Consider the following 17155-nt stretch of genomic DNA (forward strand, 5'->3'; position numbering starts at 1 on the left):
CCGCCGCGGCGACGGCCGGCCGGTGGCCGGGGAGCGGCCGGACGGGCGGCGCGGCGCAGTCGGGCGCGGGCGGCGGCGCTCCCCGCGGAGCCTGCCCGCCGCTCTCCCCCGGCGCCGTTCCCGGTAGTCGACACCGACGGGGCCTCCGGCTCTGGTCGGGATCGGCGTCGCCGGCTGGGGACGGCTCACCGATGGTGACGAATAGTGCCGAAAAGTGACATACCCAGCAGCCTCCAGGCTATCCCGGCCCCTGGGTCGTCTTGTCCGATTGACCTACCCGGCGGACGGCGCGTCGCCCCCGGTCGGGACGCCGCCCGCCCCCGCCGTCCCGCCCTCCGTGAGCAGCCGGGCGACGTGCGGCAGCACGTCACGGTCGTGGTCGATCCAGTCCACGGCGTCCAGCTCGTCCGGGCCCAGCCAGCGCAGCGCGTCGTGGTCCTCCAGCGCGCGCGGCTCGCCCGCCAACAATTCGGCGGCCCAGAAGCGCAGCTCCAGGCCGGGGCGCACGGCCCACGCGCCCGGCAGCCGGGTCAGCGCGCGCGCCCGGACGCCGAGCTCCTCCAGCAGCTCGCGCTCCAGCGCCTGCGCCTCCGTCTCCCCGGGCTCGGTCTTCCCGCCGGGGAACTCCCACCGGCCGGCCACCGCCTCCGGCGCGCTGCGCCGGGCGGCGAGCACCCGGCCGCCGCGGACCAGCGCGCCGCCGACCACGATCCGGGGAGCGGCCGGAGCGGCCGGGGTCGCGCGGGGGTCGGGGGTCTCGGGGGTGTCCGTCGTGGCGTCCATGGGGCCGACCCTACGGGTTCAGGCGTTGCGGACCGTCCCGTCCGCCGCTTCCGGCCGGCCCTCCCCGTCCGCCTCGACCCAGTACATCTGCTTGTGGCCGCGGGCCTCGAACCCGGCGGCCAGCCGTCGGGCCTCGGCCCGGTCGAGGTCCTTGGCGACCAGGAAGCGGTTGCCGTTGTCGTCCTGCCGCATGACCCGGTAGGTGCCCATGGCGGGAGGGTACCCGGGGCCTCCCGCCGGGCGTCCCGCCGGGCGTCCTGCCCCGGGCCGGACCCGTTTCCACTCGCGTGGGGCGGGCCGGTCCCCGGCTCGCGTGGGGGTCGGGCCGGGGACGCGCCCACGACGGTACGGCCGGTGGGTTACCGGCAGGTACGGGCCCGGTCAACGGCCGGTAACCAGGGGCGCGAGCGCCTCAGACCCGCAGGTCGGGCGCCTGCTCACCGGTGGACAGGCCCAGCCCGCGGCGGATGTCCAGGATCGTCGGCGCCGTCCTGGCCTCCGTCGCCCTGGCCCGGCGGAGGTCGCCCGCCAGGTCGCTGCCGGAGGCCGCGGCGTCCCAGGCGGCGGCCGCCTGCGACTTGGCCTCGACCAGCTTGGCGATCTTCGGCCGGACGTCGGCCGGCCAGGGCACCGACGGCCCGCCCAGCACCGCCGCCTGGGTCCGCGAGGCCACGGCCATCCGGCGGGCCCACGCCCGGTGGTCGGCCTCGGCCTCGGCCACGTCCGCGTCCGGCGGGTCCAGGTAGACGTCGTTGAAGCTCCGGGCGGCCTCCAGGTAGGCCAGCTGGGGCGCGGTCAGACGGCTCCGGTCGGTGCGGACCGTTCCCCGGTGCCGGTCCTCGCGGTCCTCGTAGGCGCAGGTGACGTACCGTGAGCCGGACGCCCAGTTCCTCGCGGTCGGGTAGAGGTAGACGTCGTCCATGCCGTCCGGGACGGTCCACTGGTCGAGTGCGTAGCCGTTCAGCACCGCGCGGCACAGCCGACCGGCCGACTCGCGGGCCGCGCTCTCGCCCGGGTAGAGGCCGTTGCCGCTCGGGAGTTCGGCGGTGCCCGCCACCTCGCCGTGGTGCGGCTCGGCGCAGGCCACCCGGTGCACCCAGTACACCGTCTCGTCGCCGGCCCCCTGCGTCGTCGAACCGCCCTGGGGGGAGTCGTAGCAGTCGCCGGCCTTGAGCTCGGACCAGTGCACCGAGCCGGCCGGCGCCTTCGGGGCCTGGCCGAAGCGGCCGGCCCGCGCCGAGCTGAAGTCGGCCGCGCCGAGCGCGAGGGCCAGCAGGACCGTGCCGATCGTGCCGAGCACCAGGCCGGTCACCGCCATGCCGGAGCCGCGCTCCTTGCGGCGGTTGATCTGCACCAGCGCGAGGATGCCGAACACCAGGGCCAGCGGGGACACCAGGAGCAGGCCGGTGACCAGGGAGCCGACCGCGAAGCCGTTGGTGGGGGCGGGCCCGGGACCGGGGCCGGGGAGGAACCCGGGCCCGGGGACGGCCTGACCCGGGCCGGGGGCCTGGGCGTACGGGTGGCCGGGTGGGAAGCCCGACCCGGCGGGGGGAGTGACGGAGGCCCAGCCACCGGCGGGCAGCGGGTACGGCGGCTGGGGCGGGGCCGCCGACGGCGGGACGGGCTGCGGGGCCGGGGCGACGGCCGGACCCGCGGGCGGGCCGGCGGAGAGGTCGGGCGCGGCCCAGGGGTCGACGGCGGCGGGCGGGGCCCAGGGGTCGACGGCGGCGGGCGGGGCGGGCTCCGACCCGGCCTGGTCCTGCTCGGCCGCGGCGGCCCCGGCCTGCTCCTGCTCGGGCTCGACCGGGCTCGCGGACCCCGCGGTGTCCTTGCGGAAGTCCACCCGGGGATCCTGGCCGGCCGTCGGCGCCTGCGCCGGGTCCGGGTCCTTGCCTGCCCCCGTACCGGTGTCCGCGCCCGCCCCCGGACGGGTGTCCGTGTCCGCGTCGGCCCCCGTGGCCGCGGGCGACTCCGGCCCCGGAACGGGCGGCTCGGACTCAGGCTTGGACACGTGGACTCCCCCAACCCACCGGAACGGGCATCGGCTCGGCACTCGGCACCATGGCTCGGACCCGAACGGGCCCGATCTGAACGGTCGCGCGACTTTACCCGATCTTTCCGAACGCCTGCCCGCCCTGCCCGGACCGCCCGGCCCGCCCCTCGTCGGTTCGGCCGCGTCGGCTCAGCGGCGGGCCAGGATCTCGCCGTGCAGCATCGAGAACCAGCCGTCCCCGGCGGCACTCCACTCCCGCCAGCCGTCCGCGATCCGGCCCAGCTCGCCCTGGTCCGCGAAGCCCCGCTCGACCGCCGTCCGGCCCAGCGCGGTGCCCGTCACCCGGTCCGCCCACAGCCCGCCCCACCAGGCGCGCTGCTCGGGCGTCGCGTACGTCCAGGTGCCGGCGCTCGCGGTGACCTCGGTGAAGCCGGCCGCGCGGGCCCAGGACAGCAGCCGCCGGCCGGCGTCCGGCTCGCCGCCGTTGGCGCGGGCGGTCCGCCGGTACAGCTCCAGCCACCGGTCCAGCGCGGGCACCTCCGGGAACCAGGTCATCGAGGCGTAGTCGACGTCGCGGACCGCGACCACGCCGCCCGGTGCCGTCACGCGCCGCAGCTCGCGCAGCGCGGCCACCGGGTCGGCCACGTGCTGCAGCACCTGGTGGGCGTGCACCACGTCGAACTCGCCGTCCGGGTACGGCAGTCGGTGCACGTCGGCGCAGGCGAGGGCGACGTTGGACAGGCCCCGGCCGGCGATGTGCCCGGCGGCCTGCTCCAGCACCTCGGCGGAGGCGTCCACCGCGACCACCCGCCCCCGCGGGCCGACCAGTTCGGCCAGGTCCGCAGTGATCGTGCCGGGCCCGCAGCCGACGTCCAGCAGGGCCTGCCCGGGCCGCAGTTCGGGCAGCAGGTAGCCGGCCGAGTCGGCGGCGGCGCGGGAGCGGTGCGAGCGCAGCACGGCCTCCTGGTGGCCGTGGGTGTAGACGGCGGCGGGCTGCGGTCCGGTCATGAGATCCCCCTCGATGCGGTCGGCCGCGGGGCTCCGCGGCGCCCCCGACGCTATCCGCCGTTCCGCATGTCGAGAAGATCTGTCTCGAATGCCGGTCGCGGCGAGCCCGGGCCGTACCCCGCCGCCGTACCGTGGAGGCGCCCCCGACAGAACGGTCCCCGCCCATGCCCGGCCCGCGCCCCTACGTCCTGCTGAGCGCCGCCGTCTCGCTCGACGGCCACCTCGACGACGCCTCCCCCGACCGGCTGCTGCTCTCCAACGCCGCCGACTTCGACCGGGTCGACGAGGAGCGCGCCGCCGCCGACGCGATCCTGGTCGGCGGCAACACCCTGCGCGCCGACAACCCCCGGCTGCTGGTCAACGACCCCGCCCGCCGGGCCGCCCGGCTGGCGGCCGGCCGGCCCGAGTACCCGCTGAAGGTGACGCTCAGCGCGGGCGGCGCGCTCGACGCCGGGCTGCGGTTCTGGCACACCGGCGGCGCCCGCCTCGCGTACACCACGGACGCCGGGGCGGCGGTGCTGCGCCCCCGGCTGGACGGGCTGGCCGAGGTGGTCGCGCTGGGCGACGCGGTGGACCTCGGCGCGGTGCTGGACGACCTGGGCGCCCGCGGGGTTCGCCGGCTGATGGTCGAGGGCGGCGGGGGCGTGCACACCCAGTTCCTGGCCCAGGGGCTGGCGGACGAACTCCAGCTGGCCGTCGCCCCGCTGCTGGTCGGCCAGGCCGAGGCGCCCCGGTTCGTCCGCCCCTCCGCGTTCCCGGGCGGGCCGGCCCGGCGGATGCGGCTTCTGGAGGCACGTACCGTGGGCGACGTCGTCCTGCTCAGGTACGCCCCGAAGGAGCCCGCGCCGTGACCCCGTCCGCGTCCACCGACCTCGACCACCTGCGCCGGGCCGTCGAGCTCTCCCGCCGCTGCCCGCCGTCCGGGACGGCCTTCTCGGTCGGCGCGGTGATCGTCGGCGCCGACGGCACGGTGCTGGCGGAGGGCTACAGCCGGGAGACCGACCCGCACGACCACGCGGAGGAGGCGGCGCTGGCCAAGCTTCCGGCGGGCGACCCCCGGCTGCGCGGGGCGACCGTCTACAGCTCGTTGGAGCCCTGCGGGCAGCGCGCCTCGCGGCCGATGCCGTGCGCCCGACTGCTCGTCGCGGCGGGCGTACCGCGAGTGGTGGTCGCCTGGCGCGAGCCGGACCTGTTCGTCACCGACTGCCAGGGCACCGCGCTGCTGACGGCGGCCGGCATCGAGGTGGTGGAGCTGCCGGAGCTGGCCGCCGAGGCCCGCGCGGTCAACGCCCACCTGCTCGGGTGATCTTTTGTATCATTAAGAAACAAAGAGCTCGCATTCTCCGGCTCTGCTGTCGTCGCACCCCCGAGGAGCCGCCCCATGCCCGCTACCCCCGTCCGGCTGACCGCCCGCGCCGTCCTCCTGGACATGGACGGCACCCTGGTCAACTCCGACGCCGTGGTCGAGCGCTGCTGGAGCCGCTGGGCCGAGCGGCACGGCCTGGACCCCGCCGAGGTGCTCGCCGTCGCGCACGGCCGCCAGGGCCACGCGACCATGGCCGCCCTGCTGCCCGAACGCCCGGTCGAAGTCAACCTGGCCGACAACGAGCGGATGCTCGACGAGGAGCGCGCCGACACCGAGGGCGTCGTCCCGGTGCCCGGCGCCGCCGCCTTCCTCGCCTCGCTGGCCGGCCTCCCGCACGCCCTGGTCACCTCCGCCGACCAGCCGCTCGCCCGGGTCCGGATGGCCGCCGCCGACCTGCCGCTGCCGCCCGTCCTGGTCACCGCCGAGTCCGTCGGCGCCAGCAAGCCCGACCCCGAGGGCTTCCTCAAGGGTGCCGCCGCCGTCGGCTTCGCCCCCGCCGACTGCCTCGCCTTCGAGGACTCCGGCGCCGGCATCGCCGCCGCCAAGGCCGCCGGCACCCGCGTCATCGGCATCGGCCCGCGCGCCCTCCCCCACCACCCGGACGCCCACGCCGACACGCTCGCCACCGTCACCGTCACCGCCGCCCCCGACGGCCCGCTCACCGTCACCATCGGCTGACCCCCGGGGCCCGCACAGCACCGGACCGGCACGGGAAAGCGGACGGGGCCCGCCTCAGGGGAGGCGGGCCCCGTCGGACCCGCACAGGCGGCGGATCCGGTCGGCTCAGGGAGCGGGTCGATCAGACGTTGAAGCGGAACTCCACCACGTCGCCGTCCTGCATGACGTACTCCTTGCCCTCGATGCGGGCCTTGCCCTTGGAGCGGGCCTCGGCGATGGAGCCGGTCTCGACCAGGTCGGCGAAGGAGATCACCTCGGCCTTGATGAAGCCCTTCTGGAAGTCGGTGTGGATGACTCCGGCGGCCTCGGGGGCGGTGGCGCCCTTCTTGATGGTCCAGGCGCGGGTTTCCTTGGGGCCGGCCGTCAGATAGGTCTGCAGGCCGAGGGTGTCGAAGCCGACCCGGGCGAGGGTGGCGAGGCCGGGCTCCTCCTGGCCCATGGACTGGAGGAGCTCCAGGGCCTCGGCGTCGTCCAGCTCGATCAGCTCGGACTCGATCTTGGCGTTCAGGAAGATCGCCTCGGCCGGGGCGACCAGCTCGCGCTGGGCGTCCTTGAAGTCCTCGTCGGCCAGCTCGTCCTCGTCCACGTTGAAGACGTAGAGGAAGGGCTTGGCGGTCAGCAGGTGGAGCTCACGGATCGGGGCGGTGTCGAAGCCGGCCTCGAAGAGGGTCTTGCCGGTCTCCAGGATCGCCTGCGCGGCCTCGGCGGCGGCCAGCACGGGGGCGGTGTCCTTCTTGAGGCGCGCCTCCTTCTGGAGCCGCGGCAGGACCTTCTCGATGGTCTGGAGGTCGGCCAGGATCAGCTCGGTGTGGATGGTCTCGATGTCGTCCTTGGGCGACACCTTGCCGTCCACGTGCACCACGTCCGGGTCGGTGAAGGCGCGCACGACCTGGCAGATCGCGTCGGACTCGCGGATGTTGGCGAGGAACTTGTTGCCCAGGCCCTCGCCCTCGCTGGCGCCGCGCACGATGCCGGCGATGTCGACGAAGTCGACGGTGGCCGGGAGGATGCGCTGGGAGCCGAAGATCTCGGCGAGCTTGGCCAGCCGCTCGTCCGGGACGCCCACCACGCCGACGTTCGGCTCGATGGTGGCGAACGGGTAGTTGGCCGCCAGCACGTCGTTCTTGGTCAGGGCGTTGAACAGGGTCGACTTGCCGACGTTCGGCAGGCCGACGATTCCGATCGTGAGCGACATGAAGCGCAGTCCCGTGGGCTTGGAGGAGTTGGGTCGGCACCGTACGGGCCGACCCCCAAGTCTACGGGCAGCCCCCGCCCCGGCTCACAGCTCGTCGTCCCACCGGGCGCGGACGGGCCGTTCGAAGGTGAGATCGGTCATGCCGTCGCCGGCGAGGAGACCCGTGCGCGGATCCGGTGACCGTGGTGCGCCGAGCCGACGGGGCAGGTCAGCCGACCTGAGTGACGATCACATCACTGCTCCGTCCGGAGACACGGGCCGGGCCCTGAACGGTCCATTACACAGTGTGGCGATGATCGGACCGTACGTTGGACGGGTGGAGCAGAGCATCCGTACCCAGCCGCCAGGGCCCAGACGCCGTCCCCCGACCCGCGTGACCGCCCCCGCCGTCCCCGGTCCAGGCCGGGCTCCCGAGACCGCCGCAGCCCCCTCCGGGCCCGCCCCCGCCTCCCGGCTGCGCCCGGTGCCCGGACCGTCCGCCGCCGCCCGCCCGGCCGGCCCCCGGCTGCGCCTGCGCCTGCCGCTGCGCGGGCGCGGGCGCGGCGACGACCAGCTGTACGGGCGGCGGCGCACCGGCCGGCCGGCCCGGCTGACGGCCATCGGCACCGGGGTGGTCGCCGTCCTGGCGACGCTCGCGGTGGCGGGCCTGGACCGGCTGCTCTTCGACGACCTGGGCTGGCTGTTCGGCCTCGGCTTCCTGGTGGTCTGCTTCCAGCTGGCCGTCCGGGTGCGCTACGCCGATCTGCTGGCCGCGCCGATCAGCGGGCCGATCGCCTTCGCGCTCGCGCTGCTGCTGCTCGAACCGGTGAGCTCCCCCGGCGTCACCGCCCAGGTGGTCTCGCTGGCGACCGGGCTGGCGCTGCGGGCCGGCTGGCTGTTCTCCGGCACCGGGCTGGCCACGCTGATCGTGCTCGCCCGGTTCGTCGCCCAGCGCCGGATCCACCGCACCCGCTGAGCCCCTCCCCGCCGGTCGCCACGGGGCCGGGGGCCCGCCCGTCAGCCCTCCGCCCGGGCCGCCGCCATGGCGGCGCCGACGATGCCCGCGTCGTTGCGCAGCTCCGCCGGCACCACCCGTGCCTCGCGGTCCTTCAGCAGCGGCAGGAACTTCTCGTGCTTGCGGCTCACCCCGCCGCCGATCACGATCAGCCGCGGCGAGAACAGTCCCTCCACCAGGTCCAGGTACTCGTCGACCCGCCCGGCCCACTGCTCCCAGTTCAGCCCGTGCCGCTCCTTGGCCGCCGAGGAGGCCCGGCGCTCGGCGTCCTTGCCGCGCAGCTCCAGGTGGCCCAGCTCGGTGTTGGGCACCAGCGTGCCGTCCACGAACAGCGCGCTGCCGATGCCGGTGCCGAAGGTGAGCACCAGGACGACGCCCGGCTCGGCCCGTCCGGCGCCGTGGGTCAGCTCGGCCAGCCCGGCCGCGTCCGCGTCGTTCAGGACGGTCGCGGGCATGCCCAGCGCCTCGCGGAAGAGGCCCGCCGCGTCCAGGCCGATCCAGCCCTTGTCGACATTGGCCGCCGTCCTGGTGCGGCCGTCGACGACCACGCCGGGGAAGGTCAGCCCGACCGGGCCCTGGTGGCCGAAGTGGCGGACCACCTCGCAGACGGCGTCGACCACGGCCCCGGGGGCGGACGGCTGCGGGGTGAGCACCTTGTGGCGCTCCTCGGCGAGCACGCCCCGGGCGAGGTCGACGGGCGCGCCCTTGATCCCCGAGCCGCCGATGTCCACGCCGAATACCGCCGTCATCACGTCACCCTCCGCCGTCGGCCGCGGACCGGGCCGGTTCGCGGCCGGTGAATTGTCCACAGCCTGTGCACAAAACTACGAGAGTGCGCCGGGGCCCGCACAGCAGGAAGCCGCACCACAGCAAGCCGGACGGCACGGGGCCGCACGGCGGAAGGGCCGGCACCCCGTGCGGGGTACCGGCCCTTCCGGGTGGGGTCAGAGCTTGCCCGCCGCCTCGGCGCGCAGGTCGCGGCGCAGCTCCTTGGGCAGCGAGAAGACCAGGTGCTCCTCGGCGGTCTTGACCGTCTCGACCGTGTCGTAACCGCGCGCGGCCAGGAACTCCAGCACGCCGTCGACCAGGATCTCCGGCACCGAGGCGCCGCTGGTCAGGCCGACCGTGGTGACGCCCTCCAGCCACTCCTCGCGGATCTCCTCGGCGAAGTCCACCAGGTGGGCGGCCTTGGCCCCGTACTCCAGGCCGACCTCGACCAGGCGCACGGAGTTGGAGGAGTTCTTGGAGCCGACCACGATCAGCAGGTCGGTCTCCGGGGCCAGCTGCTTGACCGCGACCTGGCGGTTCTGGGTGGCGTAGCAGATGTCGTCGCTGGGCGGGCTGACCAGCTGCGGGAAGCGGTTCTTCAGCTCGCCGACGGTGGCCATGGTCTCGTCCACGGACAGGGTGGTCTGGGACAGCCAGACGACCTTGGACTCGTCCCGGACCTGCACGTTGGCGACGTCCTCGGCACCGTCCACCAGGTGGATCCGGTCCGGGGCCTCGCCCATGGTGCCGATGACCTCCTCGTGGCCCTCGTGGCCCACCAGCAGGATGTCGAAGCCCTCGTCGGCGAAGCGGACGGCCTCCTTGTGCACCTTGGTGACCAGCGGGCAGGTCGCGTCGACGGTGGCGAGCTTCCCGGCCCGCGCCTCGTCGTGGACGGACGGGGCGACGCCGTGCGCGGAGAAGACGACGATCGAGCCCTCCGGCACCTCCTCCGTCTCGTCGACGAAGATCGCGCCCTTCTTCTCCAGGGTCTGCACCACGTACTTGTTGTGGACGATCTGCTTGCGGACGTAGATGGGCGCCCCGTACTGCTCCAGGGCCTTCTCCACGGCGATCACGGCGCGGTCGACTCCCGCGCAGTAGCCCCGGGGGGCGGCGAGCAGGACACGGCGCTGCGCGGTCTTGGACATGGCTCCATCGTACGGGCGGCCGCGACCCGCGCTCGTCCTCCCGGCCTCCCGCCGGGCCGCCCCACCAATGGCGGACACTTTCCGCGCAGACCCGATCAATTGCGCCCAAAATATGGTGTCTATGAGCTCTGTGAGCGAGCAGGCGACGCCGAGCGGCCTGCGCCGCAGCCTGGGCGTGCGCGATCTGATGGTCTACGGACTGCTGTTCATCGCCCCGATGGCCCCGGTCGGCGTGTTCGGCGTGCTGGACGCCAAGAGCCACGGAGCCGTCGCCACCGTGTACCTCGCCGCGACGGTGGCGATGGCCTTCACCGCCTCCTCGTACGCCCAGATGGTGCGCGCCGTGCCGCAGACCGGCTCGGTGTTCGCCTACGCGCGGGCCGGGCTGGGCGAGGGCCCGGGCTTCATCGCCGGGTGGATGGCGATGCTCGACTACCTGCTGATCCCCGCGGTGGCCTACCTGTTCTCCGGGATCGCGCTGAACTCCCTGGTGCCGGACGTCTCGCGCTGGGTCTGGACGGCGCTCGCGGTGGTGGTGACCACCGCGCTCAACCTGGCCGGGGTGCGGACGGCGGCGACGATCGGCTTCGCGGTGCTCGCGATGGAGATCGCGGTGCTGGTGGTGTTCATGGCCGCCGCCGTGGTGGCGCTGGCCCAGGACGGCGCCCGGCGCGGCTGGGACACCCCGTTCACCGCCGTCGGGGACTTCTCGCTGACCGCGGTGATCTCGGCGGTGTCCGTCGCGGTGCTCTCCTACCTGGGCTTCGACGCGATCGCCACCTTCGTGGAGGAGGCGGTCGGCGCCTCGGCGGCGGTGGCCCGGGCGGTGCTCTGGTGCCTGGCGCTGGCCGGGGTGCTGTTCGTCGCCCAGACCTACCTGGCGGCCCTGCTGGAGCCGACCGGACCGCAGCAGCTGGCCGCCGACCCGGCGGCGCAGGGCTCGGCCTTCTACGACACCGTGGAGAGCGGCGTCGGGCACTGGCTGCACGTCCTGGTGGCGGCCAGCAAGGCGATCGGCGCGGCCTTCGCGGCCCTGGCCGGGCAGGCCGCGGCCGGGCGGCTGCTCTTCGCGATGGCCCGGGACGGCCGGCTGCCGCGGGCGCTCGGCTCGGTCGACCCGGCCAGCGCGGTGCCGCGCCGGGCGCTGCTGGCGGCCGCGGTGATCACGATGGCGGCGGCGGTCTGGGCGGCCAACCGGGACGACGGCCTGGACCGGCTCACCTCGGTCGTGAACGTGGGCGCGCTGACCGCCTTCACGCTGCTGCACGCCTCGGTGATCGGCTGGTACGCGGTGCGGCACGGCTCGCGGCGGTGGCTCCCGCACGTGGTCGTGCCGGTGCTGGGGATCGCGGTGATCGCGGCGGTCGTGTACGAGGCCTCGGGCACCGCGCAGCTCGTCGGGCTGGTCTGGCTGGTGGTCGGCCTGGTGGTGCTCGCCGTCCAGGGCTCCACCGACCGGGGCGGCACCGGCCGGGGCGGCACCGGCGGCGGTCCCGGACGTGTCGGCGGACGCCGCTAGCCTCGTACCCATGGCCAACACCAGCTCCCCCGAAGCGCCGCTCCCGGTCGGCAAGGTCTCCGCGCTGATCGGCGGCTGGATCGACCGGCTCGGCGCGGTCTGGGTGGAGGGGCAGATCACCCAGCTCAGCCGCCGCCCCGGCGCGGGCGTGGTGTTCCTGACCCTGCGCGACCCGCAGGCCGACGTGTCGCTCACGGTGACCTGCTTCCGCTCGGTGTTCGACCAGGTCGCGGATGTGGTGCAGGAGGGCGCGCGGGTCGTCGTGCACGCCAAGCCGGAGTGGTACGCGGCGCGCGGGCAGCTGTCCCTGCGCGCCTCGGAGATCCGCCCGGTGGGCCTCGGCGAGCTGCTGGCCCGGCTGGAGCAGCTGAAGCGGCGGCTCGCCGGGGAGGGCCTGTTCGCGGCGGAGCGCAAGAAGCCGCTGCCGTTCCTGCCGCAGTGCGTCGGGCTGGTCACCGGGCGCGGCTCGGCGGCCGAGCGGGACGTCCTGGAGAACGCCCGGCGGCGCTGGCCGGCCGTGCGCTTCGAGGTGCGCAACGTCCCGGTGCAGGGGGTCAGCGCGGTGGAGCGGGTGAGCGCGGCCGTGCGGGAGCTGGACGAGCACCCCGAGGTGGACGTGATCGTCGTGGCCCGCGGCGGCGGCAGCGTGGAGGACCTGCTGCCGTTCTCGGACGAGGGCCTGGTGCGGCTGGTCGCGGCCGCCCGTACGCCGGTGGTGAGCGCGATCGGGCACGAGCCGGACCAGCCGCTGCTGGACTTCGTGGCCGACCTGCGCGCCTCCACCCCGACCGACGCGGCCAAACGGGTGGTTCCGGACGTCGGTGAGGAGCTGGCCAAGGTCCGCCAGCTGCGCGACCGCGCCCGCCGGCAGGTGCTGTCCCGGGTCGAGCGCGAGCAGCACGGGCTGGACGGGGTGCGCAGCCGCCCGTCGCTGGCCGCCCCGCACCGGATGCTGGACGGTCGGGGGCAGGAGGTGGACGGCCTGCTGGAGCGGGCCCGGCGCACCCTGCGGCACCGGCTGGACCACGCACAGAGCGACCTCGGGCACACCCTGGCCCGGGTGGTGGCGCTCTCCCCGGCGGCCACCCTGGAGCGCGGCTACGCGGTGCTCCAGCGCACGGACGGCACGGTGGTGACCGACCCGGCGCAGGTCGCGCCCGGCGAGGGGCTGCACGCGCGGGTGGCGGGCGGCGGCTTCGACGTCACCGCGACTCCCGGGTAGTCGCCCGCCGCCGCGGGCCGGGGCTGGGGAGTGTCGGCCCGAGCCCCTACGCTGGCACCCATGGCAGAGCAGCAGGAGCAGCAGGACGCGGCGGCGCCGAACCCGGACGACGCGCTGGGCTACGAGCACGCCCGGGACGCGCTGCTGGACGTCGTCCGGCAGCTGGAGACCGGCGGGACCTCGCTGGAGGAGTCGCTGGCCCTGTGGGAGCGCGGCGAGCAGCTGGCGAAGGTGTGCCAGCGCTGGCTGGACGGCGCCCGGGCCCGGCTGGACGCCGCGCTGGCCGCCGAGGAGGGCGCGGCCCCCGGCGGGGAGTGAGGCGGATCACATCCGCTTGGGGAATCGTTGAATCTTCACCTATGTTGGAGGAAGTGAACGGCTGCGGCCGATCGCCCCGACGAACCCCTTTTCCGCATGAGGTGCAGAAGCATGACCACCGACGCCCTGGTACTCGACGCCGCCGCTCAGGACCTCCTGTTCCGCGAGGCCCGCACCGCCAACACCTTCACCGACGAGCAGGTCTCCGACGAGCAGGTCCAGGCCATCTACGAGCTGGTCAAGTACGGCCCGACCGCCTTCAACCAGCAGCCGCTGCGCGTCGTCCTGGTCCGCTCGGCCGAGGGCCGCGAGCGCCTCGTCCGGCAGATGGCGGACGGCAACAAGGCCAAGACCGCCGCCGCCCCGCTGGTCGCCATCCTGGCCGTGGACAACGAGTTCCACGAGGAGCTGCCGACCCAGCTCCCGCACTTCCCCCAGGCCAAGGACCTGTTCTTCTCGGAGCGCAGCGTCCGTGAGCAGTCCGCCACGATGAACGGCGCCCTGCAGGCCGCCTACTTCATCATCGGCGTGCGCGCCGCCGGCCTGGCCGCCGGCCCGATGACCGGCTACGACGCCGAGGGCATCAACAAGGAGTTCTTCGGCGACGGCGAGCACTCGGTGCTGGCCGTGGTCAACATCGGCCGCCCGGGCGAGGACGCCTGGTTCCCGCGTTCGCCGCGCCTGGCCTACGACGAGGTCGTCACCACGGCCTGATCCGCCCCGCGCACGCCGAAGGGCCCCGCACCGGTTCGTCCGGTGCGGGGCCCTTCGGCATGTCCGGGAAGGCCGGCGGAAGCGGGGCTACTTGAGCGCCTGCGCCAGCTCGGCCAGCTCCTCGTAGGAGGCGGTGCCGGTGAGCAGGGTGGTCCCGGGGCCGGTCTGGACGGCCAGCGCGCGGTCCTTCTCGCCCTGCACCCGGTCCCAGGTGCGGCCGGCCACCTCGGAAGTGCCGTCCGACGCGGCGCCCTTGACGTGGTCGGCCAGCAGGGAGTCGCGCGGCACGTCGCTCTGCTCGATCGCCGCGTACCGGCCCGAGGGGGTCACGAAGCCCAGGTGCCAGGCGTTGCCCTTGCCGTTGTTCTGGTCGGCCGGCCGGTAACCGACCGAGGTGGCCCGCCACTTGTCCGACAGTCCCTCCGGGGAGAGCAGCGGGTACGGCGCGGCGCGCTTGGCGGAGGCCGCCTCCACCCGGTACCCGACCACGCGCACCGGGTCGCCGCCGGATCCGTGCGGGAGGAACAGGTACCCGATCCCGACGACGAAACCGACGGCCAGCATCGACAGGACCATGTCCCGTACGGTCTGCCGGCCCCTCATGCCCTTGCTGTCTGCTGCCACCCCCACATGGTGACTCATCCACATCCCCGGGCGGTCACCAGGGGTGTCCACGGACGGGTGATACCGGGCGAATCGGTGGTTTCCGCCACAGAGCAGCGACCTGCGCCACAGACAGTCATCTCGTGGGCAGATACGATCGCAATACCCTCACCACGGCGTTCGACCTGGCAGTAGTCGGGCGCTCACTGGCCGTCGCGTACAGAGAGGTAACGACGATGACCACGCAGTACCCGCACCACCTTCCCAGTGCCCTGGAGGTCGCGCCCGAGGCTCCGGACCGGAACCTCGCGCTCGAACTCGTCCGGGTCACCGAGGCGGCCGCGATGGCCGCCGGCCGGTGGGTCGGACGTGGCGACAAGAACGGCGCGGACGGTGCCGCCGTGAAGGCGATGCGCACCCTCGTCTCGACCGTGTCGATGAACGGCGTCGTCGTCATCGGCGAGGGCGAGAAGGACGAAGCCCCGATGCTCTACAACGGCGAGCGGGTCGGCGACGGCACCGGCGCCGAGTGCGACGTCGCGGTCGACCCGGTCGACGGCACCACGCTGACCGCCAAGGGCATGAACAACGCGGTGGCCGTACTGGCCGTCGCCGACCGCGGAACCATGTTCGACCCCAGCGCCGTGTTCTACATGGACAAGCTGGTGGCCGGCCCGGAGGCCGCCGAGTTCGTCGACATCACCGCCCCGGCGGCGGTCAACATCCGCCGGGTCGCCAAGGCCAAGGGCAGCGCAGTCGAGGACGTCACCGTCGTCGTGCTCGACCGCCCGCGCCACGACGGCCTGGTCCGGGAGATCCGCGAAGCGGGCGCCCGGATCAAGTTCATCTCGGACGGCGACGTGGCCGGCGCGATCATGGCCGCCCGCGAGGGCACCGGCGTCGACCTGCTGATGGGCATCGGCGGCACCCCGGAGGGCATCATCGCGGCCTGCGCGATGAAGTGCATGGGCGGCGTGATCCAGGGCCGGCTGTGGCCCAAGGACGACGCCGAGCGGCAGAAGGCCCTGGACGCCGGCCACGACCTGGACCGGGTCCTCACCACGGACGACCTGGTCAGCGGCGAGAACGTGTTCTTCGTCGCCACCGGGATCACCGACGGCGAGCTGCTGCGCGGCGTGCACTACCGCTCGGAGACCGCCACCACCAGCTCGCTGGTGATGCGCTCCAAGAGCGGCACCATCCGCGAGATCAACTCCACCCACAAGCTCTCGAAGCTGCGGGCGTACAGCGCGATCGACTTCGACCGCGCCAACTGAGCCCCACCCGAGCGCGCTTCGCGGCCCCGGCGGAATCCCCCTCCGCCGGGGCCGCGGTGCGTCGCCGTCCCGCTCTCGGGCCCGCTCCCGGGCCCGTCGTCACCCGGCTATCCGGCGCCGCGCGGCCGCCGTCACCAGGGCCGCCTCGCGCAGCTCCGTGTCCCGGCGCCGCCGCCGGGCCAGCACCACCCGCCGCTCGGCGGCCGTCAGCCCGCCCCAGACCCCGTACGGCTCCGGCTGGGCCAGCGCGTGCTCGCGGCACTCCAGCAGCACCGGGCAGCGGGCGCACACCTGCTTGGCCTGCTCCTCGCGCGACAGCCGGGCCGCCGTCGGCTCCTTGGAGGGCGCGAAGAACAGCCCCACCTCGTCCCGCCGACACGCGGCGCCGGTGTGCCAGGGGTTGTCCTCGCCCGCGGGGGAACCCGCCGGGCCGCCCTGCGGCTGCGGCTGCGGACGGACGCCGGGACGGCGCTCCAGGACCTGCGCAGCGGCGACTGGCGAGGTGGTGCGGGACTCGATCGGATGCAGCACGGCCGTACTCCTGACGAGGCTCTCGGACACGGGGACCCCTCGCTCCCCCGCCGGCCGCGAGCCCCCGCTGTCCAGCCCGGGCACGGCCGCTCGGCCGCCTCCGGTGCGCAGCCGTCCAAGAAGCGATGTGCGGAAGGAACTACCCCGCCCGGCCGCGATTCATGCACACTGCACGCAATCGACTACGCAGAGCACCGGCCACAACGCCGAGCGCCCGACCGGGAGTTGATTCCCGATCGGGCACTGTGCAGGTCAACGGCGGTCAGTCGGTGCCGAGTTGGCGCCGCACCCATTCCTTCAGCTTCTTGCCCCGGCGCGGCTTGGCCTCGCAACCACCGAACAGCGCAAGGCCCTTGATCCGGACAACCGGAGCGTACGGGTCCGCCGCGGTCGTCTCCCGGACGTCGAAGCCGCCGAAGATGCCGATGCCGGATCCCTGCAGGCTCACGTTCTCCGGGACCCTGACCTGGACCCCGCCGAAGATCGCCGTCACCGTGATCTCCACCTCGGGGGACTCGAACACGGCGTCGGTCAGGTCGATCTCCACCCCGCCGAACGCGGCGAAGGCGCTCAGGTGCGAGCCCACCCGCCAACGGCCCTTGCGGGCCGCGCCGCCGAAGACCGCCACCACCGTCGGCGACTCCTGGCGCGCGGGCGGCTGCGGCGGCGGGCCCTGCGGGGCGCTCAGCGGCTGCTTCTCGAAGGACAGCGGGCGGGCCGGCAGGTCCCGGGTCAGCGGCACGAGGTCGCCGAAGGTCTTCGCGGCGTACGCGGCCTCGATCCGCTCCGCGTGCTCGTCCGCGTCCAGGCGGCCCTCGGCGTAGGCGTCCCGCAGCAGTTCCGCGACCTTCTCGCGGTCGGCGTCGGAGACCCGCAGGTCCGCCTCCGCGACCGGCGCGTGCGGCCGCGGCGCGGCCTCCGCCCTGGTCTCGGGCTTGAGTTCCGGCTCGGGTTCGGGCTTGGTCATCGGTACGGGCGCCGGCACCGGCGGCTGCCCCGAATCGTCGTGCGACGGCGAGTTGTCCACGGGGGTCA

The 17155-nt window shown here is 74.7% G+C and carries 17 protein-coding genes and 1 pseudogene; 8 read left to right on the plus strand and 10 right to left on the minus strand.

Annotation, left to right across the window (positions count from 1 at the left end):
• Nucleotides 1–273 precede the first annotated feature (273 nt).
• The 4 genes from ACFWJ4_RS31370 to ACFWJ4_RS31385 form a co-directional block, all read right to left on the minus strand.
• A complete protein-coding gene (locus tag ACFWJ4_RS31370; protein WP_380549985.1) occupies nt 274–783 on the minus strand; it encodes an NUDIX domain-containing protein in 510 nt (169 codons plus the stop codon).
• 18 nt (nt 784–801) lie between these two features.
• Nucleotides 802–993, minus strand: coding sequence for an SPOR domain-containing protein (locus ACFWJ4_RS31375; RefSeq protein WP_380549988.1), 192 nt, complete (start codon nt 991–993; stop codon nt 802–804).
• Between the two features lie 202 nt (nt 994–1195).
• On the minus strand, nt 1196–2794 hold the full coding sequence (locus ACFWJ4_RS31380; protein ID WP_380549991.1) for a DUF4190 domain-containing protein: 1599 nt from the start codon (nt 2792–2794) through the stop codon (nt 1196–1198).
• 171 nt (nt 2795–2965) lie between these two features.
• Nucleotides 2966–3784, minus strand: coding sequence for a methyltransferase domain-containing protein (locus tag ACFWJ4_RS31385; RefSeq protein ID WP_380549993.1), 819 nt, complete (start codon nt 3782–3784; stop codon nt 2966–2968).
• A 164-nt stretch (nt 3785–3948) separates the two neighbouring features.
• Between ACFWJ4_RS31385 and ACFWJ4_RS31390 the strand changes: the two are divergent.
• Together ACFWJ4_RS31390 and ACFWJ4_RS31395 are read left to right on the plus strand one after the other, a co-directional pair.
• Nucleotides 3949–5090 (plus strand): annotated as a pseudogene (locus ACFWJ4_RS31390) (dihydrofolate reductase family protein).
• Between the two features lie 75 nt (nt 5091–5165).
• Nucleotides 5166–5828 carry an HAD-IA family hydrolase gene (locus ACFWJ4_RS31395; RefSeq protein WP_380549996.1) on the plus strand — a complete coding sequence of 221 codons (663 nt, stop codon included), beginning with the start codon at nt 5166–5168 and terminating at the stop codon, nt 5826–5828.
• 121 nt (nt 5829–5949) lie between these two features.
• Here the strand turns inward: ACFWJ4_RS31395 and ychF are convergent, their stop codons facing one another.
• Nucleotides 5950–7023 (minus strand): redox-regulated ATPase YchF, encoded by a 1074-nt coding sequence (ychF, locus tag ACFWJ4_RS31400; RefSeq protein ID WP_359899539.1) that lies wholly within the window; start codon nt 7021–7023, stop codon nt 5950–5952.
• Nucleotides 7024–7396: 373 nt separating this feature from the next.
• Between ychF and ACFWJ4_RS31405 the strand changes: the two genes are divergently transcribed.
• Entirely contained in the window at nt 7397–7978 is a 582-nt protein-coding gene (locus ACFWJ4_RS31405; protein ID WP_380549999.1) for a DUF6542 domain-containing protein, read from the plus strand.
• 41 nt (nt 7979–8019) lie between these two features.
• Here the strand turns inward: ACFWJ4_RS31405 and ppgK are convergent, their stop codons facing one another.
• Together ppgK and ACFWJ4_RS31415 are read right to left on the minus strand one after the other, a co-directional pair.
• The gene (gene ppgK, locus ACFWJ4_RS31410) at nt 8020–8766 is read right to left on the minus strand and encodes a polyphosphate--glucose phosphotransferase (protein ID WP_359899535.1); all 747 of its coding nucleotides are present in this window, start codon (nt 8764–8766) and stop codon (nt 8020–8022) included.
• A 195-nt stretch (nt 8767–8961) separates the two neighbouring features.
• The gene (locus ACFWJ4_RS31415) at nt 8962–9936 is read right to left on the minus strand and encodes a 4-hydroxy-3-methylbut-2-enyl diphosphate reductase (RefSeq protein WP_359899533.1); all 975 of its coding nucleotides are present in this window, start codon (nt 9934–9936) and stop codon (nt 8962–8964) included.
• Between the two features lie 121 nt (nt 9937–10057).
• Between ACFWJ4_RS31415 and ACFWJ4_RS31420 the strand changes: the two genes are divergently transcribed.
• From ACFWJ4_RS31420 to ACFWJ4_RS31435, 4 genes are all read left to right on the plus strand, one after another.
• Complete coding sequence (locus ACFWJ4_RS31420; RefSeq protein WP_380550002.1) at nt 10058–11455, plus strand: APC family permease; 1398 nt, start codon at nt 10058–10060, stop codon at nt 11453–11455.
• A gap of 10 nt (nt 11456–11465) precedes the next feature.
• A complete protein-coding gene (gene xseA, locus ACFWJ4_RS31425; RefSeq protein WP_380550005.1) occupies nt 11466–12677 on the plus strand; it encodes an exodeoxyribonuclease VII large subunit in 1212 nt (403 codons plus the stop codon).
• 60 nt (nt 12678–12737) lie between these two features.
• A complete protein-coding gene (locus tag ACFWJ4_RS31430) occupies nt 12738–12995 on the plus strand; it encodes an exodeoxyribonuclease VII small subunit (protein WP_380550008.1) in 258 nt (85 codons plus the stop codon).
• A 111-nt stretch (nt 12996–13106) separates the two neighbouring features.
• A complete protein-coding gene (locus ACFWJ4_RS31435; protein WP_359899526.1) occupies nt 13107–13709 on the plus strand; it encodes a malonic semialdehyde reductase in 603 nt (200 codons plus the stop codon).
• 87 nt (nt 13710–13796) lie between these two features.
• Here ACFWJ4_RS31435 and ACFWJ4_RS31440 read toward each other — a convergent pair whose 3' ends face one another.
• Nucleotides 13797–14333: a DUF4245 domain-containing protein gene (locus ACFWJ4_RS31440; RefSeq protein ID WP_359899524.1), complete on the minus strand. Its 537-nt coding sequence runs from the start codon at nt 14331–14333 to the stop codon at nt 13797–13799.
• 215 nt (nt 14334–14548) lie between these two features.
• On the opposite strand from ACFWJ4_RS31440, the gene glpX reads away from it, so the two are divergent.
• Entirely contained in the window at nt 14549–15589 is a 1041-nt protein-coding gene (gene glpX, locus ACFWJ4_RS31445) for a class II fructose-bisphosphatase (RefSeq protein WP_030055344.1), read from the plus strand.
• 99 nt (nt 15590–15688) lie between these two features.
• Here glpX and ACFWJ4_RS31450 read toward each other — a convergent pair whose 3' ends face one another.
• Entirely contained in the window at nt 15689–16066 is a 378-nt protein-coding gene (locus ACFWJ4_RS31450; protein ID WP_380357098.1) for a WhiB family transcriptional regulator, read from the minus strand.
• A 316-nt stretch (nt 16067–16382) separates the two neighbouring features.
• Complete coding sequence (locus ACFWJ4_RS31455; protein ID WP_359899522.1) at nt 16383–17147, minus strand: DUF1707 domain-containing protein; 765 nt, start codon at nt 17145–17147, stop codon at nt 16383–16385.
• Nucleotides 17148–17155: the final 8 nt, after the last annotated feature.

Origin of the sequence: Kitasatospora sp. NPDC127067 (assembly GCF_042724755.1) — a bacterium.
Taxonomy (GTDB): Bacteria; Actinomycetota; Actinomycetes; order Streptomycetales; family Streptomycetaceae; genus Kitasatospora; species Kitasatospora lactacystinica.